Origin of the sequence: Streptomyces sp. NPDC005551 (genome assembly GCF_042871785.1) — a bacterium.
Taxonomy (GTDB): domain Bacteria; phylum Actinomycetota; class Actinomycetes; order Streptomycetales; family Streptomycetaceae; genus Streptomyces.
This window is the reverse complement of record NZ_JBIAJE010000009.1, coordinates 107,673-131,307: the sequence shown is the minus strand read 5'-3', so window position 1 is coordinate 131,307 and position 23,635 is coordinate 107,673. Positions and strand designations below refer to the sequence as shown.

Below are 23,635 nucleotides of genomic sequence, written 5' to 3'. Positions count from 1 at the left end.
GGTGCTGACCGCCGTCGACCACGTCCAGCTCGCCGCCCCGCCCGGCTCGGAGGACGCCCTGCGCGCGTACTACACGCACGCCCTCGGCATGACCGAGGTCCCCAAGCCGCCCGCCCTCGCCGCCCGCGGCGGCTGCTGGTTCGCCGCGGGAACGGTGCGGCTGCACCTCGGGATCGAAAAGGACTTCCGGGCCGCGAAGAAGGCCCACCCCGGCCTGCGCGTCCGTGGCATCGAGGCGTACGCCGAGCGGCTCACCGCCCACCGCGCCCCCGTCACCTGGGACGACGGCCTGCCCGGCCACCGCCGCTTCTACTCCGAGGACCCGGTCGGCAACCGACTCGAATTCCTGGAACCGGTCGCCGACCTCCAGCTCCCGTGAGGCGCGGCTTCACCGGCCGCTACGCCTTGCGGTGGCCTATCAGGCGCGGCTTCGCCTCCAGGCCGTCCAGCCCGTGCCACGCCAGATTCACCAGATGCGCGGCCACCTCGGCCTTCTTCGGCCGCCGCACGTCCAGCCACCACTGACCCGTCAGCGCCACCATGCCCACCAGCGCCTGCGCGTACAGGGGCGCCAGCTTCGGATCGAAGCCACGGCTCTTGAACTCGCGGCCCAGGATGTCCTCCACCTGGGTGGCGATGTCCGAGATCAGCGACGCGAAGGAACCCGTCGACTGCGGGATCGGGGAGTCACGGACCAGGATCCGGAAACCGTCCGTGTACTCCTCGATGTAGTCCAGGAGCGCGAACGCCGCCTGCTCGCACAGCTCACGAGGGTGGCCGGCCGTCAGCGAGCTGGTCACCATGTCCAGCAGCCGGCGCATCTCCCGGTCCACCACCACCGCGTACAGGCCCTCCTTGCCACCGAAGTGCTCGTACACCACCGGCTTGGAGACCCCGGCCTTCGCCGCGATCTCCTCCACCGACGTGGCCTCGAAACCCTTCGCGGCGAACAGCGTGCGACCGATCTCGAGCAGCTGCTGACGTCTCTCCGCACCGGTCATACGGGTGCGGCGCGGACGCCGCTGCTTGTCGTTGCCGGATGTGCTCGAGTCGGTCGCCACGCCGTCCATCATGCCGCTTCGGCGGTCTCCGGCCTGCGGCGGGCGCCCGTCCCGTCCGGGTTCCGGCGCGAATCGATACGCGAGCGTGACGGCCAGCGCACGTCGTACGCCCAGCCCAGCCGCTCGCACCAGCGGATGATCCGCGCCGAGGAATCCAGCTGACCGCGCTCCACCCCGTGCCGCGCCGACGTCGGGTCCGCATGGTGCAGGTTGTGCCAGGACTCACCGCACGACAGCACGGCCAGCCACCACACGTTGCCCGAACGGTCACGCGACTTGAAGGGCCGCTTGCCCACCGCATGACAGATCGAGTTGATCGACCACGTCACGTGGTGCAGCAGCGCCACCCGCACCAGCGAACCCCAGAAGAAACCGGTGAACGCGCCCCACCAGGACATCGTCACCAGACCACCGATCAGAGCCGGCAGCGCCAGCGACAGCGCCGTCCAGGCGAGGAACTGCCGCGAGATCGCCCGGATCGCCGGGTCCTTGATCAGATCAGGCGCGTACTTCTCCTGCGAGGTCCGCTCCTCGTCGAACATCCAGCCGATGTGCGCCCACCACAGGCCCTTCATCAGCGCCGGGAGCGTCTCACCGAAACGCCACGGCGAATGCGGGTCGCCCTCCGCGTCCGAGTACTTGTGATGCTTGCGGTGATCGGCGACCCAGCGCACCACCGGACCCTCCACCGCCATCGAACCCGCGATCGCCAGCGCGATCCGCAGCGGCCGCTTGGCCTTGAAGGAACCGTGCGTGAAGTACCGGTGGAAACCGATCGTGATGCCGTGGCAGCCCAGGTAGTAGAAGAACACCAGCAGGCCGAGATCCAGCCAGCTCACCCCCCAGCCCCAGGCCAGCGGCACCGCGGCCAGCAGGGCGAGGAAGGGGAAGACGATGAAGAGGAGCAGCGCGAACTGTTCCACCGAACGCTTCCGCTCACCGCCCAGCGTGGCGGGCGGCAACGAGCCGTCGTCGTCCGCCCGGGGAGCGTCTTCGAACACGTCGGAGCTTGCGGTCATGGGCGTCCCCTTGTGGGGTCGAGGGCCAGGAGTCAGAAAATGCCGGAAGCAGGGACCCGACAGACATCCCTGGAGCTGACGGGTATCCCTACGGTTCCGTAACCTACGGCATCGTAAGTATGGCAGCGCGAAAGCCGACGGCAACAGCCCGACAGTCTGCGCGTCCGCATGGACACCTATCCTTGGAGTCGGTCGGACAGCGCGGTCCGTTCTGAAATCTTCCCGGGCGCCACGTCCCTGAGCGGCACCCCGCCGCGCGGTCACCACCCGGGTTCCCCGCCAGACGAGCTTCAGACGAGCTTCAACACTGCAAGGAGCCGCACCTGTGAGCAGTGCCGACGAACAGACCACGACGACCAGCAGCGAGCTGCGCGCCGACATCCGCCGCCTGGGCGACCTGCTGGGAGAAACCCTCGTACGCCAGGAGGGCCCCGAACTCCTGGAACTCGTCGAGAAGGTCCGCAGCCTGACCCGCGAGGACGGCGAAGCCGCCGCCGAGCTGCTCCGCGGCACCGAACTGGAGACCGCGGCCAAGCTGGTCCGCGCCTTCTCCACGTACTTCCACCTGGCGAACGTCACCGAACAGGTGCACCGCGGCCGCGAACTGCGCGCCAAGCGCGCCGCCGAAGGCGGCCTCCTCGCCCGCACGGCCGACCGCCTCAAGGACGCCGACCCCGACCACCTGCGCGACACCGTCCGCAACCTCAACGTGCGCCCCGTCTTCACCGCACACCCCACCGAAGCCGCCCGCCGCTCCGTCCTCAACAAGCTGCGCCGCATCGCCGCCCTCCTCGAAACCCCCGTCACCGAGGCCGACCGACGCCGCTACGACACCCGACTGGCCGAGAACATCGACCTCGTCTGGCAGACCGACGAACTGCGCGTCGTCCGCCCCGAGCCCGCCGACGAGGCCCGCAACGCCATCTACTACCTCGACGAACTGCACGCCGGCGCCGTCGGCGACGTCCTCGAGGACCTCACCGCCGAACTCGAACGCGTCGGCGTCGTCCTCCCCGAGGACACCCGCCCCCTCACCTTCGGCACCTGGATCGGCGGCGACCGCGACGGCAACCCCAACGTCACCCCCCAGGTCACCTGGGACGTCCTGATCCTCCAGCACGAACACGGCATCAACGACGCCCTGGACATGATCGACGAGCTCCGCGGCTTCCTGTCGAACTCCATCCGATACACCGGCGCCACCGAAGAACTGCTCACCTCCCTCCAGACCGACCTCGAGCAGCTCCCCGAGATCAGCCCCCGCTACAAGCGGCTCAACGCCGAAGAGCCCTACCGGCTCAAGGCCACCTGCATCCGCCAGAAGCTCGAGAACACCAAGCAGCGCCTCGCCAACGGCACCCCCCACCAGGACGGCCGCGACTACCTCGGCACCGGCGAACTGCTCGCCGACCTCACCCTCATCCAGAGCTCCCTGCGCGAACACCGCGGCGCCCTCTTCGCCGACGGCCGGATGAACCGCACCATCCGCACCCTCGCCGCCTTCGGCCTCCAGCTCGCCACCATGGACGTCCGCGAACACGCCGACGCCCACCACCACGCCCTCGGCCAGCTCTTCGACCGCCTCGGCGAGGAATCCTGGCGCTACGCCGACATGCCCCGCGACTACCGCGGCAAGCTCCTCGCCAAGGAACTGCGCTCCCGGCGCCCCCTCGCCCCCAGCCCCGCCCCCGTCGACGCCGCGGGCGAGAAGACCCTCGGCGTCTTCCAGACCGTCAAGAAGGCCCTCGAAGTCTTCGGACCCGAGGTCATCGAGTCGTACATCATCTCCATGTGCCAGGGCGCCGACGACGTCTTCGCCGCCGCCGTCCTCGCCCGCGAGGCCGGACTCATCGACCTGCACGCCGGCTGGGCCAGGATCGGCATCGTGCCGCTGCTGGAGACCACCGACGAACTGCGCGCCGCCGACGTCATCCTCGACGACATGCTCGCCGACCCCTCCTACCGGCGCCTGGTCGCCCTGCGCGGCGACGTCCAGGAGGTCATGCTCGGCTACTCCGACTCCTCCAAGTTCGGCGGCATCACCACCTCCCAGTGGGAGATCCACCGCGCCCAGCGCCGCCTGCGCGACGTCGCCCACCGCTACGGCGTCCGCCTGCGCCTCTTCCACGGCCGCGGCGGCACCGTCGGCCGCGGCGGCGGCCCCTCCCACGACGCGATCCTCGCCCAGCCGTGGGGCACCCTCGAAGGCGAGATCAAGGTGACCGAACAGGGCGAGGTCATCTCCGACAAGTACCTCGTACCGTCACTCGCCCGCGAGAACCTCGAACTGACCGTCGCCGCCACCCTCCAGGCATCCGCCCTGCACACCGCCCCCCGCCAGTCCGACGAGTCACTCGCCCGGTGGGACGCCGCGATGGACGTCGTCTCCGACGCCGCCCACGCCGCCTACCGCCGGCTCGTCGAGGACCCCGACCTGCCGACCTACTTCCTCGCCTCCACGCCGGTCGACCAGCTCGCCGACCTGCACCTCGGCTCACGGCCCTCCCGCCGCCCCGGCTCGGGCGTCTCCCTGGACGGACTGCGCGCCATCCCGTGGGTCTTCGGCTGGACCCAGTCCCGGCAGATCGTGCCCGGCTGGTTCGGCGTCGGCTCCGGCCTCAAGGCCCTGCGCGAGACCGGCCTCGACAGCGTCCTCGACGAGATGCACGAGCAGTGGCACTTCTTCCGCAACTTCCTCTCCAACGTCGAGATGACGCTGGCCAAGACGGACCTCAGGATCGCCGGCCACTACGTCGAGACCCTCGTCCCCGACGAGCTCAAGCACGTCTTCGACACCATCAAGGCCGAACACGAACTCACCGTCCGCGAGGTGCTGCGCGTCACCGGCGGCGAACGACTGCTCGACAACCACCCCGTCCTCCAGCAGACCTTCGCCATCCGCGACGCCTACCTGGACCCCATCTCCTACCTCCAGGTCGCCCTCCTCAAGCGCCAGCGCGACGAGGCCGCAGCGGGCTCCGAACCCGACCCGCTGCTCTCCAGGGCCCTGCTCCTCACCGTCAACGGCGTCGCCGCCGGACTGCGCAACACCGGCTGACCCCCCGGCACACACAAGTGGCCCCCGCCCTCGCACCACGAGGACGGGGGCCACACCCCGTTCACAGCATGAAGAACGCCACCGGCTCACAGCACCAGGAACGTCGCCGGCTCACAGCACCAGGAACGTCGCCGTCAGGAACGTGACACCCGCCCCCGCCATCAACCACGCCACCCGCGTCAGCCGCAGACCACCCGCCACCACCACCGCAGCCAGCAACAACGCACCCGCCAGCGGAACCCACGCATACAACAGCCCCGCAGGCCCCGTACGCACCACACGACCACTGCCCGGCTTCACCGCCACGGAGTACGTCCGCCCCGCCTCCACCGCCACCGACCGCTCGATGACCACCCGGCCCCGCGCCTGCGACCCCACCGACGTCGGCCGGAACGGCCCCCAGCAGGCATCGTCCGCACAGGACGTCACCCGCATCGTCCCCTGCTCCCGCCCCTTGGTCAGCATCACGTGCTGCGCCGTACCCCAGGAACCCCACACCCCCGCGACCAGGATCAACGCCGCGACCACACCCATCGCCGCGAGTCGCCCGAACCGCAGCGCCGCATACGCGCTCTGACTGGAGGACGCCCGGGGACACATGGCCGCGATCCTTGGCCATGGCACTGCACCCGGTCAACCCGGCCGGGCGACAAGTCGCCGTCGTCCCCCTGCGAACGGGCCGGACAGCACCCGGCCCCTCACGAGTTGTACGTCGACTGCGCCCGCTCAAGACCCTCGATCACCAGGGCCTCCACCGCGTCCGCCGCCCGGTCCACGAAGTACCCCAGCTCCTTGCGCTCCGCCGACGAGAAGTCCTTCAGCACGAAATCCGCCACCTGCATCCGCCCCGGCGGACGCCCGATACCGAAACGCACCCGGTGATAGTCCGGACCCATCACCTTCGTCATCGACTTCAGCCCGTTGTGCCCGTTGTCGCCCCCGCCCAGCTTCAACCGCAGCACCCCGTGATCGATGTCCAACTCGTCATGCACCGCCACCACATGACCCACCGGCACCTTGTAGAAATCCCGCAGCGCGTTCACCGGGCCACCCGACAGGTTCATGTACGACATCGGCTTCGCCAGAATCACCCGCCGGTTGGCAGAACCCGGCGGACCGATCCGCCCCTCGATCACCTGGGCCTGCGCCTTCCCGGCCCGCTTGAACTTCCCGCCGACCCGCTCCGCCAGCAGATCGGCCACCATGAAGCCCACGTTGTGCCGGTTCATCGCATACTCCGGCCCCGGATTGCCGAGCCCCACGATCAGCCAGGGCGCATTGGCGTCGGTCGTCACGTCCGTGTCTCCCATGTGTGCTGGATACGCGCCAGCCGCCGCTCCGGAACGGAACGGCGGCTGACAACAGAAGAAATCCGGGGGATCAGGCCTCGGCGGCCTCGTCGCCCGCACCCTCGGCCTCCGGAGAGGCCTCCTCGGCCTGCGCGGCCAGGACCTGCAGGACGACCGCGTCCTCGTCGATCGCCAGCTTCGTGCCCGACGGCAGCGGGATGTCCTTCGCGAGAATGGCGGCACCGGCCTCCAGACCCTCGATGGACACGGTGACCGACTCGGGGATGTGCGTGGCCTCGGCCTCGACCGTCAGCGTGCTCAGCACGTGCTCGAGCAGGTAGGCACCCGGAGCCAGCTCGCCCTCGGTGTGGACGTAGACCTCGACCGTGACCTTCTCGCCACTGCGGACGAGCAGCAGGTCGACGTGCTCGAGGAAGCCCTTGATCGCGTCACGCTGCACGGCCTTCGGGATGGCCAGCTGCGACTTGCCGTCGAGCTCCAGGGACAGCAGCACGTTCGGCGTACGCAGGGCGAGCAGCAGCTCGTGACCCGGAAGCGTCACGTGCACCGGGTCGGCACCGTGGCCGTACACGACACCGGGAACCTTGCTGTCACGACGGATACGACGCGCGGCACCCTTGCCGAACTCGGTGCGGGTCTCAGCGGCGATCTTGACCTCGGACATGTCACTCCTCGTAGTACGTGGGGAAAGTGGTCACCCGGCCACGAACGGCCTGCTACGAAGAGCGCGTCGATAACGGACAGCCATACCCCGAGAACGCGGTACGGCCTCCCTCGCCGAGCAACTGTCACAGCTTACTCGGCGCGAAGGCCGTACCAGAAATCGATCTTCAGCAAGCCCGCGGACGGCTCACTGCTCCTCGAACAGGCTCGTCACCGAACCGTCCTCGAACACCTCACGCACCGCGTTCGCGATCGTCGGCGCGATGGACAGGACCGTGATCTTGTCCAGCTCCAGCTCACCCGGCGTCGGCAGCGTGTCCGTGAACACGAACTCGCTCACCTTCGAGTTCTTCAGCCGGTCCGCCGCAGGACCCGACAGCACACCGTGCGTCGCCGTCACGATGACATCCTCCGCACCGTGCGCGAACAGGGCGTCCGCCGCCGCACAGATCGTGCCACCCGTGTCGATCATGTCGTCGACCAGGACACAGACCCGGCCCTTCACATCGCCCACGACCTCGTGCACGGTCACCTGATTGGCGACGTCCTTGTCACGACGCTTGTGCACGATCGCCAGCGGCGCGTCCAGCCGGTCGCACCAGCGGTCCGCGACCCGCACCCGGCCGGCGTCCGGAGACACCACCGTCAGCTTGCTCCGGTCCACCTTCGCACCCACGTAGTCCGCCAGGATCGGCAGCGCGAACAGATGGTCCACCGGACCGTCGAAGAAGCCCTGGATCTGATCCGTGTGCAGATCCACCGTCAGGATCCGGTGCGCACCCGCCGTCTTCATCAGGTCCGCGATCAGACGCGCCGAGATCGGTTCACGCCCACGGTGCTTCTTGTCCTGCCGCGCGTAACCGTAGAACGGCACGATCACGGTGATGCTCCGGGCGGAAGCCCGCTTCAGAGCATCGATCATGATCAACTGCTCCATGATCCACTTGTTGATCGGAGCCGTGTGGCTCTGCATCAGGAAGCAGTCGGCGCCACGAGCCGACTCCTGATAACGGATGTAGATCTCACCGTTCGCGAAGTCGAAGGCCTTCGTCGGGACAACCCCGACACCCAGCTTGTGGGCGACCTCCTCGGCAAGCTCGGGGTGGGCGCGGCCGGAGAAGAACATCATCTTCTTCTCGCCGGTCGTCTTGATCCCGGTCACAGCACTGTCTCCTCAGAGGTGTCTCAGCTGGGCGTTGAGAAGTGATCTCAGCTGGGGGTGCGAGTTGTGCACCTATCACGGTACGCCGTGTCCGACGTGCCGGTTTCCGGTCAGCCTTCGCCGTCCAACTCCCGGGAAGCCGCCTCCGCCGCCTTCGCGGCCGCGCTCCCCGGACGCTTACGAGCCACCCAACCCTCGATATTCCGCTGCTGGCCACGGGCCACGGCCAGCGAACCGGGCGGCACATCCTTCGTGATCACCGAGCCCGCCGCGGTGTACGCGCCGTCCCCGACCGTGACAGGAGCCACAAACATGTTGTCCGAACCCGTACGGCAATGCGAACCCACCGTCGTGTGGTGCTTGTCCTGCCCGTCGTAGTTCACGAACACGCTCGCCGCACCGATGTTGGAGTACTCACCGATCGTCGCATCACCCACATACGACAGATGCGGCACCTTCGTCCCCTCACCGATCGTCGCGTTCTTCGTCTCCACGTACGTACCCACCTTGGACTTCAGCCCCAGACGCGTACCCGGACGCAGATACGCGAACGGCCCCACACTCGCCTGAGGACCCACCTCCGCGCCGTCCGCCACCGTGTTGTCCACCCGGGCCCCCGCACCCACCGAGGTGTCCTTCAGACGCGAATGCGGACCCACCTCCGCACCCTCACCCAGATGCGTCGCGCCCAGCAGCTGCGTCCCCGGCAGCACCACCGCGTCCCGCTCGAACGTCACCGTCACATCCACCCACGTCGACGCCGGATCCACCACGGTCACCCCCGCGAGCATCGCCCGCTCCAGCAACCGGTCGTTCAGGATCCGCCGCGCCTGAGCCAACTGCACCCGGTTGTTGATACCGGCGATCTCCCGGTGATCGGCCGCCACCGACGCCCCCACCCGGTGACCCGCCTCCCGCAGGATCCCGAGCACGTCCGTGAGGTACTCCTCACCCTGGCTGTTGTCGGTACGCACCTTGCCCAGCGCCTCCGCCAGCAGCCGCCCGTCGAACGCGAACACCCCGGAATTGATCTCCCGGACGGCACGCTGCGACTCGCTCGCGTCCTTGTGCTCCACGATCGCCGTCACCGCGCCGCTCGCGCCGTCCCGCACGATGCGGCCGTACCCCGTCGCGTCCGGCACCTCGGCGGTCAGCACCGTGACCGCGTTGCCGTCCTCGGCGTGCGTGGCCGCGAGCCGCTCCAGGGTCGCGCCCGTCAGCAGCGGCGTGTCGCCGCACACCACCACGACGGTCCCGTCGACGGCTCCGCCCAGCTCCTCCAGGCCCATCCGGACGGCGTGCCCGGTCCCGTTCTGCTCGGCCTGCACGGCCGTGCGTACGCCCGGGTCGGTGCCGGCGAGGTGCGCGGTGACCTGCTCACGGGCGTGCCCCACGACGACGACCAGGTTCTCGGGGTCCAACTCGCGCGCGGCGGCGAGCACATGGCCCACCAGGGAGCGTCCGCAGAGTTCGTGCAGGACCTTCGGTGTGGCCGACTTCATACGGGTGCCCTCACCCGCTGCAAGGACGACGACGGCTGCCGGGCGGTTGGCGCTCACGGGGATGCCCTTCGGCTACGGATGGCGGGGTGGACATCCGCAGGATACCGGGGCGTTTCGGGGGCGACATGAGAGCGGGCCCTGACGGAGCTGTCAGGGCCCGAACCGTGCTGGGCTCCCCCGCCAGGACTCGAACCCGGACAGATGGCACCAAAAGCCACAGTGCTGCCAATTACACCACGGGGGAACAATCACGGCTAAACCGGACATTCGGTCAGGTCGCCGAGTTGGCATCCAACACTATGCCGTACCAGGCGCCTTCGATGCGACGGTACAGATCGGCACTCTGGCGGACGTAGATGACAAGGCACCCGCGATAGGTGTCGCCGACGTTCTTGCGCACGGTTTTCGGATTGTGCTTCTTCAGTGTGGTCCGGTTGAAGCAGGCATCGCCGGGCCCGACGTGGTCCGCCCAGAAGCGCTCAGCGGCTGTCACGTCCGCGGACTCGTGGATCATCACGCGGAAGCGCAGGCGGCTGCGGTCGACCTCGAGGAGGTCGAGCCAGGCGAGGAACACGGAGATCATCCCCGGGTCGCTGTTGACGAAGAGGACCTGCTCGCGGCGGCTGTAGGGCTTGTCCTTCGCGCCCTCGGCCCAGTACAGGCCCACGCCCACGAGGAACAGCTCGCGGGCGGAGAGCCGCCCGACCTCCGAGGTCGCCGTCCGCTTGGTCGCCTCGCGTGCGAGGTCCTGAGAAGCCCGCAGTCGTGCCAGTCCCGCGTTCATCCGCGCCCGCTGTTCCTCCGGGGTGCAGCGGGGTTCCGGGCGGGGCAGATCCCGCACCCACAGCGACACCGAGCTCTTCGAGCAGCCCAGCTCCGTCTGGATCTCGTTGTACGTCCAGCCGCGGCGACGCAGCTCGCGGGCCCTGTCCCGCAGGTGGTCCTTCGCGTTCGGCCGTTTCGTCCACTCCGGGGGCGGCTCGCCCGCGACGAGACGCTGGAGGACCTCCTTGTTGCGGACCTGGAGCTCGTCCTTGATCTGCCGAAGGCTGAGCCCCTCCCGTCGCAGCGCGACCGCCCGTTCCCGCAGGGTTTCGAAGTCGGTGTATTTGCCGTGTGCGTATGCCATGGGCACAGGCTTCGGGCGGAATGCGGGCGTCCGGGGGCGAACAATGTGCGATTCAGCAGTTCTAGGGATACCGGCAGGTTTCGCTTCTGTTCGATTGCGGAGTGTGGTGGGGGTCGGTCGCGGAAACTCACCGGAAACCGCCCGGGGTGCGCCCGTAGGCTGGGAGGCATGACCACGACGGGGGAAGACCACACCGCGGCCGGGAGAGGGCCGTGGTGGTGGACGAAGTGGCGCAGTGCGGTGCTGGACGTCGGCCTGGCGCTGGCGTCGGCGATCGAGTGCGCGGCGGAGGGGGTGCCGTTCGCGCGGGACGCGGGTCTGCCGCTCGCGGCGGGCATCGTGTTCGGTCTTGTGGCCGGCTCGGTGCTGGTGCTGCGGCGGAGGTGGCCGATCGCGGTGGTGCTCGTCGCGCTCGCGATCACACCGGCGCAGATGGGTTTCCTGATGGGTGTCGTCGGGCTGTACACGCTCGCCGCGTCCGAGCTGCCGCGCCGGATCATCGGGGCGCTGGCGGGCATGTCCCTGGTGGGGACGCTGATCGTGACGTTCGTGCGGGCGCGCCAGGACGTGGTGCGCGGGGATCTGACGATGGGGGACTGGTTCGTCCCGTTCCTGTCGATCACGACGTCGCTCGGGATGACGGCGCCACCGGTGCTGCTGGGGCTGTATGTGGGGGCGCGGCGCCGGTTGATGGAGAGTCTGCGGGAGCGGGCGGATTCGCTGGAGCGGGAGTTGCAGCTGCTTGCGGAGCGGGCGGAGGAGCGTGCGGAGTGGGCGCGCAACGAGGAGCGGACGCGGATCGCGCGTGAGATGCACGACGTGGTGGCGCACCGGGTGAGTCTGATGGTGGTGCACGCGGCGGCGTTGCAGGCGGTGGCGCGGAAGGATCCGGAGAAGGCGGTGCGCAATGCGGCGCTGGTGGGGGACATGGGCCGGCAGGCGTTGACGGAGTTGCGGGAGATGCTGGGGGTGCTGCGGACGGGGGAGGTGGCGGGTTCCCGGGCGGGGCGGGGTCCGGCGGTGCCGTTGGTGGCGGTGGGGGTGGCGGCCGCGGTGGCGGCGTCGCGGGCGGTGGACGAGGCGGCGGACGGGCCGTGTCTGGCGGAGCTGGACGAGTTGGTGGGGCAGTCGGCGGCGGCGGGGATGGTGGTGGCTCTGTCGGTGGAGGGGGAGGTGCGGTCGTATGCGCCGGAGGTGGAGCAGACGGCGTACCGGGTGGTGCAGGAGGCGTTGACGAACGTGCACAAGCATGCGGCGGGGGCGAAGACGTATGTGCGGCTGGCGCATCGTTCGTCGGAGATCGCGATGCAGGTGGAGAACGAGCCGCCGCCGGAGCCGGGTTCGGCGTCGTCGGCTCGGCTGCCGAGTGGTGGCAACGGGCTGCTGGGGATGAAGGAGCGGGTGACGGCGCTCGGGGGTGTGTTCGTCTCGGGGCCGACGGATGCGGGAGGTTACCGGGTGTCGGCGGTGTTGCCGGCGGCCTGAGGGCGCGGGTGCGTGTCGGGGCTGTGTGGGCGCGGGCGCGTGTCAGGTTGTGCGGGCGCGGGTGGGCGTCAGGCGTGGTGCGGGTGTCCGTCGGGGTGTGGGTCCGCGGGTGTCCCGGGGTCGGGGTGGGTCAGACGGCGGTGAGGCGGACCGGTTCGAGGCCGGTGAGGAGTGTGGCGAGGGCCTGGTCGAGGTCGTGGCCGAGGTACCAGTCGCCGGTGTGGTCGAGGGCGTAGACGCGGCCTTCGGTGTCGATGGCGAGGGCGGCGCCGGTGTCGGTCTCCTCGCCGAGGGGGCAGACCTCGGTGTTGAGGGCGCGGCCGAGGTCGCCGAGGGTGCGGGCCATGTGGAGGCCGTGCAGCGGGTCGAGGTGGAGGTTGGCGGGGGCGACGCGGCGGCCGGGTCCCTGTGGGGTGATGCGCAGGCCGCCGAATTCGGCCCAGGCTTCCACGGCGGCGGGGAAGACGGTGTGGCGGTGTCCTGCGGGTGAGGTGTGTCCGCGCAGTGTGTCGGCCCAGTATTCGGCCTGCTTTATGTCCCAGCGTCCCGGCTGCCAGCCCGCGTCCCGCAGCGCGGCGTCGACGGGGACGGGGAAGCGTGTGGTGGAGGTGCGGTCGGCGTGCATCTGCCCTTGGTTCGTCGAGTGTCGTGGTCCGGCGTGGTGGGGGGTGGGGGAGGTCAGTCGTCCTGTGCTGTGGGGTCGACGACGCGTACGCCGAAGTGGGCGCTGAGCGCGGTGCAGGAGCGGCAGGGTGCGGCGAAGCTGCCGTGGAGGGGGTCGCCGTCCTCGCGGATGCGGCGGGCGGTGAGTTTGGCGTGCTTGAGGGCTTTGCGGGCTTCGCCGTTGGTCATGGGTCTGCGGGCGGCTCGTCTGCTGCGGGTGGCGTCGGCGGAGGTGATGTGGCGGGAGATGAGGATGGTCTCGGCGCAGCGTCCGGTGAAGCGGTCGCGCTGGGCGCTGGTGAGGGTGTCGAGGAAGTCCTGCACGAGGGGGTGGAGGGCGGGGGGTTGGTCGCCGCGGGCGGCTGTTCCGGTGAGGGTGGCGCCGCGTACGGAGAGGGCGGCGGCGACGGTGGGGAGTATGCCGTCGCGGCGGTGGAGGAGTGTGGGGGTGGGGGGTGTTCCGGTGCTGCTCCAGCCGACGCGTGGATCGCCGGACGTGCCCGTCTGTGTCGCGTTCATGGTTTGCCATCCCCTCCCGGCCCGTGGTGGCGGCCGCTGATGTGACCGCCGCCGGTGGGGACACAGACTGCCAAACGGCGTGGCTGGTGGGGAAGCTGGGGCGCCGCGACACGCCCGGTCTTCGGCGGACGGTCACGGCGGGGTGACGGCTGGTCACGGAACTGGAGGCCCGGTGACCTGTGTCGTCGTACCGCATAGGCTGTCGACATCCGGGATCCATACCGCCGTACGAAGAACGCCGCAGGGGGCAATCGCCATGACGACAGGTCGGCTCGGGCAGCAAGCCGCGCCGCCGAACGCGGCATACGCGGGGCAGGTCGTGCATTTTCCGGATCCGGTCCGGGCCGCGCGTCATCCCGGAGGTGTGCGGGTGGACGAGCACGGCTATCCCGACTTCTCGCCGTATGCGCGTGCCGCCGCGGAGATCGCCGAGCCGCCGGAGGGTTTCGGGGTCGATGAGCTGCGGCTGACGGACTACGTGTCGGCGAATGCCGCGCTGGCCGCGACCGGGCACGACCTGTGGGACACGATTCCGTCGGTGGCGACGCCGCACGGGTGGACGTGGCATCACGTGCCGGGGTCGCGGCGGCTGGAGTTGGTGCCGGTCGAGGTGAAGGCGTTGTTGCGGCATCACGGTGGTCTGGCGACGGCCGCGGTGGATCAGGACAAGAGGGGCACGCGGCCGTTGCAGGAGACGCGGCCGGCGCATTTCGGGTTGCCGAAGTCGTCGGTGGCGGTGTCGGAGCAGCAGGTGCTGGGGGTCGAGGAGGACCTGGGGTACCGGCTTCCGGGTGCCTACCGGTCGTTCCTGAAGGCGGCGGGCGGGTGTGCGCCGGTGGGTGCGGCGCTCGACGCGGAGCTGGGGTTGCTGGTGGACCAGCCGTTCTTCACGGTGCGCGACGAGGCGGCGGTCAATGATCTCGTCTATATCAACAAGTGTCTGCGTGATCATCTGACGAAGGACTATCTGTGCGTCGGGTTCGTGCAGGGTGGTCTGCTCGCGGTGAAGGTGAAGGGTGACGCGGTCGGGTCGGTGTGGTTCTGCGCGTACGACGACGCGCGTGACCGGGACGCGTGGCCGCCGGCCGAGCGGGTGGAGCGGTTGTTGCTGCCGTGCGGGGACGACTTCGACGCGTTCCTGTCCCGGCTGGCGGGCAGTCCGCCGGAGTTGGAGACGGTGGCGAATCTGATGGTGGACGGTGGCTTCGCGTACGCCGTGCCCGTCTCTTCGGTGGGGGAGTGAGCGTCCGATGGTGACCTTCGCGCAGGCGCAGGAGCGCGCGGAAGAGTGGATCAACGGGGACGTGGCCTCGTATCAGCACCGGGAGGTGCGGGTGCGGGAGTTCGATCTCGGGTTCGTGGTGTGGGCGGAGGACCGTGCCGACGGTCCGCGTTCGGACGGTGGGGCGCAGCGGCTCGTCATCGCGCGGGACAGTGGTGAGGCGACGTTGTGGCCGGCGTTGCCGGTGGGTGAGGTCGTTCGCCGGTACGAGGAGGAGTACGGGGTGTCGGACGTGCCGGCGGGTCCGGTGCCTGCGGCGCGGGTGGATCTGAATCAGACGTCGTTCCTGTTGAGTCCTCCGGAGTGGCTTCAGGAGGCGGCGGACCGGATGGGGATTCCGGACCGCCGGGCGGGTGAGTCGGACGGGGCGGGGTCGCGTCCGCCGGCTGCGGGGGTGTCCGGCGACGGGGCTTCCGCGGGCGGGGGCCCGGGGGGCGCCGGGGTGTCGGACGGTGAGGGTGTCCGGGTGTCCTCGGGGTCCTCGGGTGCCGGTGTCGCGGCCGCTCCGGAGGGGGCGACGGCGTGGCCGGCCGCCGCGTCCGACGACGAGGTGCGGGAGGCGCCGCCGCAGGACCGGGCGCCGTCGGGTGTGCCCGCGGGGGCGACGCCGTGGGCCGGGACGGACACCAATGGCGATGGGGGCGAGGACCGTTCGGTGCCGTTGCCCGCGACGGTGTTCGCGCCGCCGCTGAGCGACTTCGACGAGGTGGCGCCGCCGCCGGCTGTGACGCCGGATGCGAAGACGGCCCTGATGTCGGGTGGCAGTGCCCTTCCGCGTACGACGCTGGCGCCCGCGCTGGACGACCCCGGTACGCCGTCGCCGTCGCGTTCCCCGCAGGACGCGGGTGCGCCGGGCTCCGGTGGGGTTCCGTCCGGGTCCGTGCCCGCCGGTTCCGCGTACGGCTGTCCGCAGGGCCCGGGCGGCGGCCCGGGTACGCCGCCTCCGGGCGCGCCGGTTTCCGGTGGTCCTGGTACGCCGCCTCCGGGCACGCCGGTTTCCGGTGGTCCTGGTACGCCGCCTCCGGGCACGCCGGTTTCCGGTGGTCCTGGTACGCCGCCTCCGGGTGTGCCGGTTCCCGGTGGTCCTGGTGTGGCGCCTCCCGGGGCTCCTGGAGCTCCCGGCACCGCGGGCGCGGCTGTTCCCGGTGGCCCCGGCACCCCGCCCCCCGGCACGCCACCTCCGGGCGCAACCGCCCCCGGCGCTCCGGGTGTTCCGGCGCCGGGTGCCCATGCCCCCGGCGGTCCCGGCACGCCGCCTCCCGGCGTGCCCGTCCCCGGTGGTCCGCAGGGCACGCCTCCGCCGGGTGCCCCGTCCTACGGCTACCCGCAGGGTCCCGGTGGTCCCGGCGCGCCGCAGCCGCCCGCCGGTCCGGCATCCGCCGGGCGCCCGCTGCCGCCGAACGCCGGTGACATCGCGGACGCCGCGACCAGCAAGGCGCAGCGGCCGGCGCGCGGTGCGCGGGGTGGCGGGGCGGCGACGCCTCCGCCGCCGGGTGCTCCCGGGATGCCGGGCGCACGCCCGGGGAGCACGCCCCCGCCCGGTCCCGGTGCGCCGGGCGCACCCGCGGGCGGTTACGTGCCGACGCAGCTGATGTCCCAGCTGGGTCCGGACGGGCCCGAGGGCCTGCCGGGCGCGGGAGCGCCGTCCGCACCGCAGGCCCCGGGCACGCCCGGTGGTACGCCTGCGGGTGACGCCCACCACGCGGCGACGATGCTGGCCGGCCCCGCGGTCGGCGGCCCGGGCGCGCCCCCGCCCCCGAGCCCTCCGGGTGCCCCGCATGCTCCAGGTGCGCCGAACCCGCCCGGTGGTACGCCTGCGGGTGACGCCCACCACGCGGCGACGATGCTGGCGGGTCCCGTCGTCGGCGGTCCGAGGCCGCCAGGCGCGCCAGGAGTGCCCGGCGCCCCGGCGACGCCCGGTGCGCCGGGGGTGCCCGGCACCCCGGGTGCCGTGCATCACGCGGCGACGATGCTGGCCGGCCCCGCGGTCGGCGGCCCGGCCGCGCCTCCGCCGCCGCAGGCACCCGGCATGCCCCCGGGCGGGCCGCGGCCGATGCCGGGTCACCCGATGCCCGGCGGGCCCGTGCCCGGTCAGCCGATGCCCGGTCAGCCTCCGGCGTACGGCTATCCGCAGGGCGGTCAGCCGACCGTGGGTCCCGGTTACCAGGCCGTGCTGCGTTACCGCGCCCAGGACGGGTCGGAGCAGCAGCTGATCCGGCGTTCCGCGCCGGGCACGCCGCATCCGGAGTGGCAGATCCTGCACGAGCTGCGTGCGATGAACGTGCCGCCGCAGCAGGTGCTGGAGCTGCACACGGAGTTGGAGTCCTGCGAGCTGCCGGGTGCGTACTGCGCGCGGATGATCCGGGAGACGTGGCCCCAGGCGCGGATCACCAGCATCGCCCCGTACGGCACGGATCACGCGAGCCGTCAGCAGGGGATGCATCAACTGCTGGCGCATCAGGGCGAGTTGCATCAGGTGGCGGACGGCCCTGCGCGGCCCGCCCCGGTGCGGGCCCCGATCCCGCCGGTGCAGCCCGCGCCGCCGGTCCCGCCGGAGGGCGTCGCGCACGAGCTGGCGGCGGCGTTCGGGCCGGGTGTCTTCCGCTTCGACCATGCGGCGGTCTCCCGGCAGGGGGTGCCGCCGATCGTGGCGCACACCCTGGTGGTGGCCGGACTGCCGGTCGACATGGGCCCGTTCTTCTGGGCGCAGGCGCAGCCGGGCCGCCCGGTGCCGACGCTCGCCGAGCTGGCGCAGGAGCGGGGTGTGCAGCCGGCCCCGGACGCGGGTTCGTACCTGGTGATGGGTACCGACTTCGGCCGCGCGGTCTGTGTCCAGTACGGCACGGCGAACATCGTGGCCGTGCCGGTGGAGGCGGGTCCCGGCGGCGGGTCGGTGCCGCCGCAGTTCGTGAACACGGGCCTGCCCGAGTTCGCGCGCTGTCTGGCGCTGCTGGGCCGGATGTGGCGGCTGCGGTACGGCCTCAACCAGGAGCAGGCGGGACGCTGGACCGTCGACTTCCAGGCGCAGCTGGCCGCCCTCGACCCGGCGGCCCTGGGGTCGCCGGAGAGCTGGTGGTCGGTGCTGCTGGAGCAGATGTGGGACGGGCTGTTGTGAGGCGCCGCTGAGCCGTGGTGCTCGGCGCCGAAGGGGCGGTTCCGGTCGTGCGACCGGGACCGCCCCTTTTCGTCATGGACCCTGACCGGAACGGTCAAGCGGAGTGTCGCGTTATGAACACTTCCGTGTGATCCGTCACGATATGCGCGAAATCATTCGTCAGTTCGTGTGTGTTCGGCGGAGAGGGGTTACCGGATGAGCAGCGCTTCGGTGTCGCCGCACGGCTTCGTGGCCGTACGGCGCGGTTACCGTCCCGAGCAGGTCGACGCGTTCGCCGCGGCCCTCTCGCGGGACCGTGACGCCGCCTGGGAGCGGGCCGCCCGGCTGACCGTGCTGGCCAGGCAGATGGAGGCCGACGCGGAGGACCTGCGCGAGGTGGTCGCCGGGCTGGCCCCGCAGACGTACGAGAGTCTCGGTGAGAGTGCGCGACGGCTCTTCGCGCTCGCCGGGGAGGAGGCCGACGGGGTGCGCGAGGGCGCCCGGCGGCAGGCGCGGCAGCTCGTCGAGGACGCGGAGGCGGCGGGCCGGCGCCTGCGGGAGGACGCGCAGGCGTACGCCGACGAGGTGCGCGCCGCGACCGACGAGCACGTGGGACAGCGGCTGCGGGTGGCCCGTGCCGAGGCCGACGAGCTGCGGATCTCGGCCCGCCGCGCGGTGAAGGCGGGCCGCAGCGAGGCGCTGGCCGTGCTGCGGGAGGCGCGGCGGCGCAGCGGGGAACTGCTCGCCGGGCAGGAGAGGGAGCACGCGACGCGCTGGGAGGAGGCCGAGCGGGCGGCCGTGGAGCGGGCGGCGGCGCTCGACGCCCACCACGAGGAACTGATGGCCCGCGCCGAGGCCGGCCTGGCCGCGGCGGGGCGGGAGCTGGCGCGGGCCGAGGAGTCGGTGCGGCACACCCAGGAGGCCGCGGAGGCGCGCGCCGCGGAGGTGGTCGCCGCAGCCAGGGTCCGTGCGGACGACATCGCGCGGGAGACCGAGGGCGTCCTGCGAGAGCACGGTGAACGCTGGGACGAGGTACGGGCCCAGATGGACCAGGTACGCGGCAAACTGACGGCGCTGACGGGCCGGGCCCCGGCGGAGTGACCGCGCCCACCGCCCACGCTACGGAGTGACCCCGGTACTGCACCGGCCGCAGTGGACCCGGCCGGGCACCCCCGCCGTGCGTCCCGCCGGGGCGCCCCGGGTCTGCACCCGCCTGCATCGCAGGGGTGTCCCGAGCCGGCGCCCGCCGGCCGTGATGGTTCCCCCTGCCGGCCCCGCAGTCCACCCGTCGGGGTGGCTCCCCCGGCCGACTCCGCCGTCCACCGGCCGGGGTTGCTCCCCCGGCCGGTGGACGGTGTTCGCCCGGCCGGGTGGCTTCCGGCGGGCCGTGGCTCAGTCGGTGCGGCGGACCGCGCCGGCCAGGATCCAGCCCTCCACCGCCTCGTACTGGCGGCGCTGCTCCCCGGCCTTCCGGCGTCCGGAGGCCACCGTGCCGAGCCAGCCGTAGGCGAAGCCGAGCGGGATGGAGAGGATGCCGGTCGTGGTGAACGGGAACCAGTTGAAGTCCGCCTCGGGGAAGGCGGAGGCGGGGGAGCCGGACACGAGGTTGGTGCCGGTCATCAGCACGAGGACCGTGAGCGAGCCGCCGATGAGGGTGCACATCAGGCCCGCCCGGGTGTAGCGGCGCCAGAAGAGGCTGTAGACCAGCGCGGGCGCGATGGCGGAGGCGCCCAGGCAGAACGACAGGGTGACCAGCGGCTGCAGGCTGTGGTGCTGGACGAGCGTGGCCAGCAGGATCGCCGGTGCCCCGACCGCGAGCGCGGAGAGCCGGGCGACGGTCATCTCGCGGCGCGGTGTCATCTCCCGCACGCGCGCCGCGAACACGTCGTGCGCGAGGGAGTTGGCGCAGGCCAGGATCATCCCGGCGACCGAGGCGAGCACGGTCAGGAAGATCGCCGTGGTGACGGTCGTGAACAGCAGGGTCTCCGCCGTCGAGACGTTCGTCCCGAACGCGGCCCGGGCGCCCAGCAGATAGGCCGTGTTGCCCTGCGGGTCGGCGGCGGAGATCGCCCCGCGTCCGACCAGGGCCGTCGCGCCGAACCCGACGACCGAGATGACCAGCACGAACAGGGCCACGCACGGCACCGCCCAGGACAGCGAACGGCGGACCTGGCGGGCGCTGTTGGCGGTGTACATGCGCATGGTGATGTGGGGCAGACACGCCCCGCCGAGTACGACGGTCAGCTCCGCGCTGATCATGTCCAGGCGTGGACTGGGGCCACCCGCGAACTGGAGTCCCGACCGCAGGAAGGCCGGACCGGCCCCGCTGCCCTGCGCGGCGGCGTCCAGCAGGGCGCCCGGACTCCAGTCGAACCTGCTCATGATGAGGACGGCGACCACGGTGCCGGAGCCCAGCAGCATCACGATCTTCATGATCTGGATGAGTGCGGTGCCCTTCATGCCGCCGATCGCCGCGTAGCTGATCATCAGCACGCCGAGCCCGATCACGCAGCCGGTCTTCAGGGAGTCGCTGGAGAATCCGAGGAGGAACGCCAGCAGGTCGCCGGTTCCGGCGAGTTGCACCAGCATCAGCGGGAGCAGCGCGGTGATGGTCGCGGCGCACGCGGTGATGCGGACCGCGCGCCCCGGCATCCGCCGGGCGAGCGCGTCGCCCATGGTGAACCGGCCGGCGTTGCGCAGCGGTTCGGCCAGCAGGAACATCAGCAGCATCAGGGACAGCGCCGTACTCAGGGCGAGGACGACCCCGTCGTACCCGGCGAGCGCGATGACTCCGCCGGTGCCGAGGACGGTCGCCGCGGAGATGTAGTCCCCGGCGACGGCCAGGCCGTTGCGCAGGGGGGAGAGCGACCCGTACCCGGTGTAGAACTCGTCGATGTCGTCCCGGTCGGGGCCGGTCATCACGCACAGCAGCAGTGTGATGGTGGCGACGGCGGTGAAGGCGACCAGGGACATGGCCTGCGCGGAACTGCTGAAGCCGGTCATCGGGAGGCCTCCCGTCGGACGTCCAGTTCGGACTGTCTGCGGATGCGGTCGGCGATGGGGTCGACACGGCGGCGGGCCGTGTACTCGTACAGCCAGATCGCCAGGCAGGTGACCGGGACCTGGAGGACTCCGAGCAGCAGTCCCAGGGACAGTCCGCCGGAGACGGGGCCGGCCATCAGGGAGGGGGCGAACGCGGAGAGGAGGAGGAAGAGCACGAAGTAGCCGAGCGCGGTGAGGGTGGCCACCCGGCGCTGCCGGCGGTAGGCGCTGCGCAGCAGGCGGATGTCGCTGTGCTGCCCGAGCGCGTGATGGCGTGGGCGGCGTGGTCTCGGAGGCTCGGCCGGCGGCGGCTCCCAGGGGTAGGTGGCGTAGGAGGGGGACGAGTTGTGGGGTGACTGCCGGTTCGGTTGATACGGCTGGTGTGCGGGGAACGAGAACGCGTCTGGCATCCCGTTTCTCCTTGCGCGGCTCGGGTCCGTGGGGACCGCGGGGAGTGGGGGGTGAGCGAGGCACGTTACTCGCAAGTAGCCGACGGGAGGAGGGGTTTCTCCGAACTGAGTGTCGGTGCGCGGCTACTTCGGTGACCTGCGGTGTTACCCGGCGCCAGCCTGTCGCTTCGTTGTGCGTGGGCCGGGTGGGGCGTGTGGCGGAGGTGTGAGGAGCGGCCCGCGGATCTCCCCCCGGCGGGGAGCGTCGGGTGCCCCGGACTCCGGTCCGGGGCAGGCCCGTTCAGTCCCCCGGATTCGCCGGTTCCGGGAACCGTGGGGCCATCAGCAGCAGGACCAGGAAGGCCAGGGCCGCCGCGCCGGCCGCGCCCAGGTAGACGGCGTGCACCGCGGCGGCGACCGCTCGGCTCAGGTGTTCACCGGCGTGGCCGGAGTCCAGGGCCCGGGTCACCGAGTCGAGATCCCCCGCGCCGCCCAGACGCGCGGCGAGCACCCCGTTGGCGACGGCGCCGAACAGGGCCGCCCCGACCGTCTGCCCGGTCTGGCGGCAGAAGAGGACGGACGCGGTGGTCGTGCCGCGTTCCTCCCAGCCGACGGTCGACTGCACCCCGATCAGCAGCGGCAGTTGGAAGAGGCCGAGCGCGCCGCCGAGCAGCAGCATCAGCAGGGCGGGCTGCCACGGCTCACCCGGATAGGGGAGGAAGGGGAACGCCAGCAGCAGCAGGGCCGCCGTGCCGATGCCGAGCATCGCGGTGGCGCGAAAGCCGATCCGCCGGTACACGTGCTGGCTGAGTGCCGCCGACACCGGCCAGCTCAACGTCCATACGGACAGGACGAATCCGGCGGCGACGGGCGCGAGGCCGAGCACCGCCTGGGCGTACGTCGGCAGGAAGACCGTCGGGGCGACCATGAGCAGCCCGAGGGCGCCGAGCGCCAGATTCACCGCGGCGATGGTGCGCCGCCGCCACACCCAGCCCGGGATGACCGGCTCGGCCGCGCGCCGTTCGACGATGACGACGACGGCCACCAGGGCGAGTCCCGTGCCGAACAGGGCGAGGGAGGGCGCCGACAGCCAGGCCCAGGCGACCCCGCCCTGCACCAGCGCCATCAACAGGACGCCCCCGCAGGCGAAGACGGCGAGCGCGCCCGCCCAGTCGATCCGGGGCCGGTCCCGGCGGGCGACGCGCTGCCCCTCGTGGAGGTGGCGGACGATCAGCCACAGGGCGAGCGCGCCGATCGGCAGGTTGATGAGGAAGATCCAGCGCCAGTCCGCGTACGTCGCGAGGAGCCCGCCCAGCGCGGGCCCGGCGACCGCCGACGTCGCCCACACGGTGGACAGCCGCGCCTGGATCTTCGGGCGTTCCGCGAGCGGGTACAGGTCGGCGGCGAGCGTCTGGACCGTCCCCTGGAGGGCGCCGCCGCCCAGGCCCTGCACGACCCGGAAGGCGATGAGCGCGGCCATGTTCCAGGCGCCGGCGCAGAGCAGGGAACCGAGGAGGAACAGCACGGCGCCGGCGATCAGCACCGGCTTGCGGCCGAACGTGTCCGAGAGCTTGCCGTACACGGGCAGGGTCACGGTCACGGCCAGCAGGTAGCCCGAGAACAGCCAGGAGAAGACCGAGAAGCCGCCGAGGTCGCCGACGATCTGCGGCACGGCGGTCGACACGATGGTGGCGTCGAGCGCGGCGAGCGCCATCGCGAGCATGAGCGCCGCGACGACCGCGCGGCGCCGGCGGGCCTCGGCCCGTGCGCCGGCCGGTGCGCCGGTCCGCACGGCCGGTGTCTCCGTCTGCTCCTGGTCCACCGGATTCCTTCCCCCTGCACCTATCTGCCGCCGACACCCTCTCACTTGACCCTCACGCAGCGGCAGGGTGGACGCTGCATGGGCCCGCGGGTGGAGGCAACCCCGAGAACTACTCCACCGAAGGGTGGAGTGCCCCTAGGGGTACCTCCCCACCAGGGCTCGGGGAGGGTTCGTCCCGGCGGAGGACGAGAGGGGACGGTGATCGTCCTTAACCTGGCTTTATGCCGCTGGGGAGCGGGCCGGGACCCGCTCGGGTCGGGCGGGCCGCACCCCCGGGGGTGGGGTTTTCCCCAGGTGAAGAGTGCGCTGCGCACCAGCGCGCCCGACCCCCTGCCGCCACCAGACTGATCCACGTACCGAGCAGCACGATCCACCCGCGGTACCGGGATGCGACCACGGCATCTCTTCGCTCACCGCTGACCGACATAGGAGACT

Annotated in this window: 19 protein-coding genes and 1 tRNA gene; 6 read left to right on the top strand and 14 right to left on the bottom strand. The window is 71.5% G+C overall.

Annotated elements, in window-relative coordinates:
• Nucleotide 1: 1 nt before the first annotated feature.
• Nucleotides 2-379 (top strand): glyoxalase, encoded by a 378-nt coding sequence (locus ACFYP4_RS25740; RefSeq protein ID WP_358850082.1) that lies wholly within the window; start codon nt 2-4, stop codon nt 377-379.
• A gap of 19 nt (nt 380-398) precedes the next feature.
• Here ACFYP4_RS25740 and ACFYP4_RS25735 read toward each other — a convergent pair whose 3' ends face one another.
• Together ACFYP4_RS25735 and ACFYP4_RS25730 are read right to left on the bottom strand one after the other, a co-directional pair.
• Complete coding sequence (locus tag ACFYP4_RS25735) at nt 399-1,073, bottom strand: TetR/AcrR family transcriptional regulator (protein ID WP_355790251.1); 675 nt, start codon at nt 1,071-1,073, stop codon at nt 399-401.
• The gene (locus ACFYP4_RS25730; RefSeq protein WP_358850083.1) at nt 1,070-2,080 is read right to left on the bottom strand and encodes a fatty acid desaturase; all 1,011 of its coding nucleotides are present in this window, start codon (nt 2,078-2,080) and stop codon (nt 1,070-1,072) included. Before ACFYP4_RS25730 ends, ACFYP4_RS25735 begins: the two co-directional genes overlap by 4 nt.
• A gap of 325 nt (nt 2,081-2,405) precedes the next feature.
• On the opposite strand from ACFYP4_RS25730, the gene ppc reads away from it, so the two are divergent.
• Entirely contained in the window at nt 2,406-5,138 is a 2,733-nt protein-coding gene (gene ppc / locus ACFYP4_RS25725; protein WP_358850084.1) for a phosphoenolpyruvate carboxylase, read from the top strand.
• 111 nt (nt 5,139-5,249) lie between these two features.
• Here the strand turns inward: ppc and ACFYP4_RS25720 are convergent, their stop codons facing one another.
• The 7 genes from ACFYP4_RS25720 to ACFYP4_RS25690 all read right to left on the bottom strand — a co-directional run bounded on the left by ACFYP4_RS25720 (nt 5,250) and on the right by ACFYP4_RS25690 (nt 10,904).
• Nucleotides 5,250-5,738: a hypothetical protein gene (locus ACFYP4_RS25720; protein WP_358850085.1), complete on the bottom strand. Its 489-nt coding sequence runs from the start codon at nt 5,736-5,738 to the stop codon at nt 5,250-5,252.
• A gap of 98 nt (nt 5,739-5,836) precedes the next feature.
• Nucleotides 5,837-6,448, bottom strand: a complete 612-nt coding sequence (gene pth / locus ACFYP4_RS25715) for an aminoacyl-tRNA hydrolase (RefSeq protein ID WP_388788384.1) — start codon at nt 6,446-6,448, stop codon at nt 5,837-5,839.
• Between the two features lie 70 nt (nt 6,449-6,518).
• On the bottom strand, nt 6,519-7,112 hold the full coding sequence (locus tag ACFYP4_RS25710; RefSeq protein WP_358850087.1) for a 50S ribosomal protein L25/general stress protein Ctc: 594 nt from the start codon (nt 7,110-7,112) through the stop codon (nt 6,519-6,521).
• A gap of 186 nt (nt 7,113-7,298) precedes the next feature.
• Nucleotides 7,299-8,273 (bottom strand): ribose-phosphate diphosphokinase, encoded by a 975-nt coding sequence (locus ACFYP4_RS25705; protein WP_121402468.1) that lies wholly within the window; start codon nt 8,271-8,273, stop codon nt 7,299-7,301.
• A 110-nt stretch (nt 8,274-8,383) separates the two neighbouring features.
• Nucleotides 8,384-9,832 carry a bifunctional UDP-N-acetylglucosamine diphosphorylase/glucosamine-1-phosphate N-acetyltransferase GlmU gene (gene glmU, locus ACFYP4_RS25700; RefSeq protein ID WP_388788380.1) on the bottom strand — a complete coding sequence of 483 codons (1,449 nt, stop codon included), beginning with the start codon at nt 9,830-9,832 and terminating at the stop codon, nt 8,384-8,386.
• Between the two features lie 115 nt (nt 9,833-9,947).
• A tRNA-Gln gene (locus tag ACFYP4_RS25695) sits at nt 9,948-10,019 on the bottom strand.
• 27 nt (nt 10,020-10,046) lie between these two features.
• A complete protein-coding gene (locus tag ACFYP4_RS25690) occupies nt 10,047-10,904 on the bottom strand; it encodes a hypothetical protein (protein WP_388788377.1) in 858 nt (285 codons plus the stop codon).
• Nucleotides 10,905-11,072: 168 nt separating this feature from the next.
• Here ACFYP4_RS25690 and ACFYP4_RS25685 point away from each other — a divergent pair, with 168 nt between their 5' ends.
• Nucleotides 11,073-12,389: a histidine kinase gene (locus ACFYP4_RS25685; protein ID WP_358850089.1), complete on the top strand. Its 1,317-nt coding sequence runs from the start codon at nt 11,073-11,075 to the stop codon at nt 12,387-12,389.
• Between the two features lie 130 nt (nt 12,390-12,519).
• Here the strand turns inward: ACFYP4_RS25685 and ACFYP4_RS25680 are convergent, their stop codons facing one another.
• A complete protein-coding gene (locus ACFYP4_RS25680) occupies nt 12,520-13,014 on the bottom strand; it encodes an SUKH-3 domain-containing protein (RefSeq protein ID WP_358850090.1) in 495 nt (164 codons plus the stop codon).
• Between the two features lie 53 nt (nt 13,015-13,067).
• Nucleotides 13,068-13,571, bottom strand: a complete 504-nt coding sequence (locus tag ACFYP4_RS25675) for a YwqJ-related putative deaminase (RefSeq protein WP_388788372.1) — start codon at nt 13,569-13,571, stop codon at nt 13,068-13,070.
• A gap of 256 nt (nt 13,572-13,827) precedes the next feature.
• Between ACFYP4_RS25675 and ACFYP4_RS25670 the strand changes: the two genes are divergently transcribed.
• From ACFYP4_RS25670 to ACFYP4_RS25660, 3 genes are all read left to right on the top strand, one after another.
• On the top strand, nt 13,828-14,814 hold the full coding sequence (locus ACFYP4_RS25670) for an SMI1/KNR4 family protein (protein WP_358850092.1): 987 nt from the start codon (nt 13,828-13,830) through the stop codon (nt 14,812-14,814).
• 7 nt (nt 14,815-14,821) lie between these two features.
• Nucleotides 14,822-17,968 carry an SUKH-4 family immunity protein gene (locus ACFYP4_RS25665; protein WP_388788369.1) on the top strand — a complete coding sequence of 1,049 codons (3,147 nt, stop codon included), beginning with the start codon at nt 14,822-14,824 and terminating at the stop codon, nt 17,966-17,968.
• 195 nt (nt 17,969-18,163) lie between these two features.
• Nucleotides 18,164-19,048, top strand: a complete 885-nt coding sequence (locus ACFYP4_RS25660) for a DivIVA domain-containing protein (protein ID WP_388788366.1) — start codon at nt 18,164-18,166, stop codon at nt 19,046-19,048.
• Nucleotides 19,049-19,339: 291 nt separating this feature from the next.
• On the opposite strand, the gene ACFYP4_RS25655 is transcribed toward ACFYP4_RS25660, so the two are convergent.
• The 3 genes from ACFYP4_RS25655 to ACFYP4_RS25645 form a co-directional block, all read right to left on the bottom strand.
• A complete protein-coding gene (locus ACFYP4_RS25655; RefSeq protein ID WP_358850095.1) occupies nt 19,340-20,950 on the bottom strand; it encodes a cation acetate symporter in 1,611 nt (536 codons plus the stop codon).
• Nucleotides 20,947-21,399 (bottom strand): DUF485 domain-containing protein, encoded by a 453-nt coding sequence (locus tag ACFYP4_RS25650; RefSeq protein WP_358850096.1) that lies wholly within the window; start codon nt 21,397-21,399, stop codon nt 20,947-20,949. The genes ACFYP4_RS25655 and ACFYP4_RS25650 overlap by 4 nt, the downstream gene beginning before the upstream one ends.
• Before the next feature lie 280 nt (nt 21,400-21,679).
• Nucleotides 21,680-23,170: an MFS transporter gene (locus tag ACFYP4_RS25645; protein ID WP_388788790.1), complete on the bottom strand. Its 1,491-nt coding sequence runs from the start codon at nt 23,168-23,170 to the stop codon at nt 21,680-21,682.
• Nucleotides 23,171-23,635 lie beyond the last annotated feature (465 nt).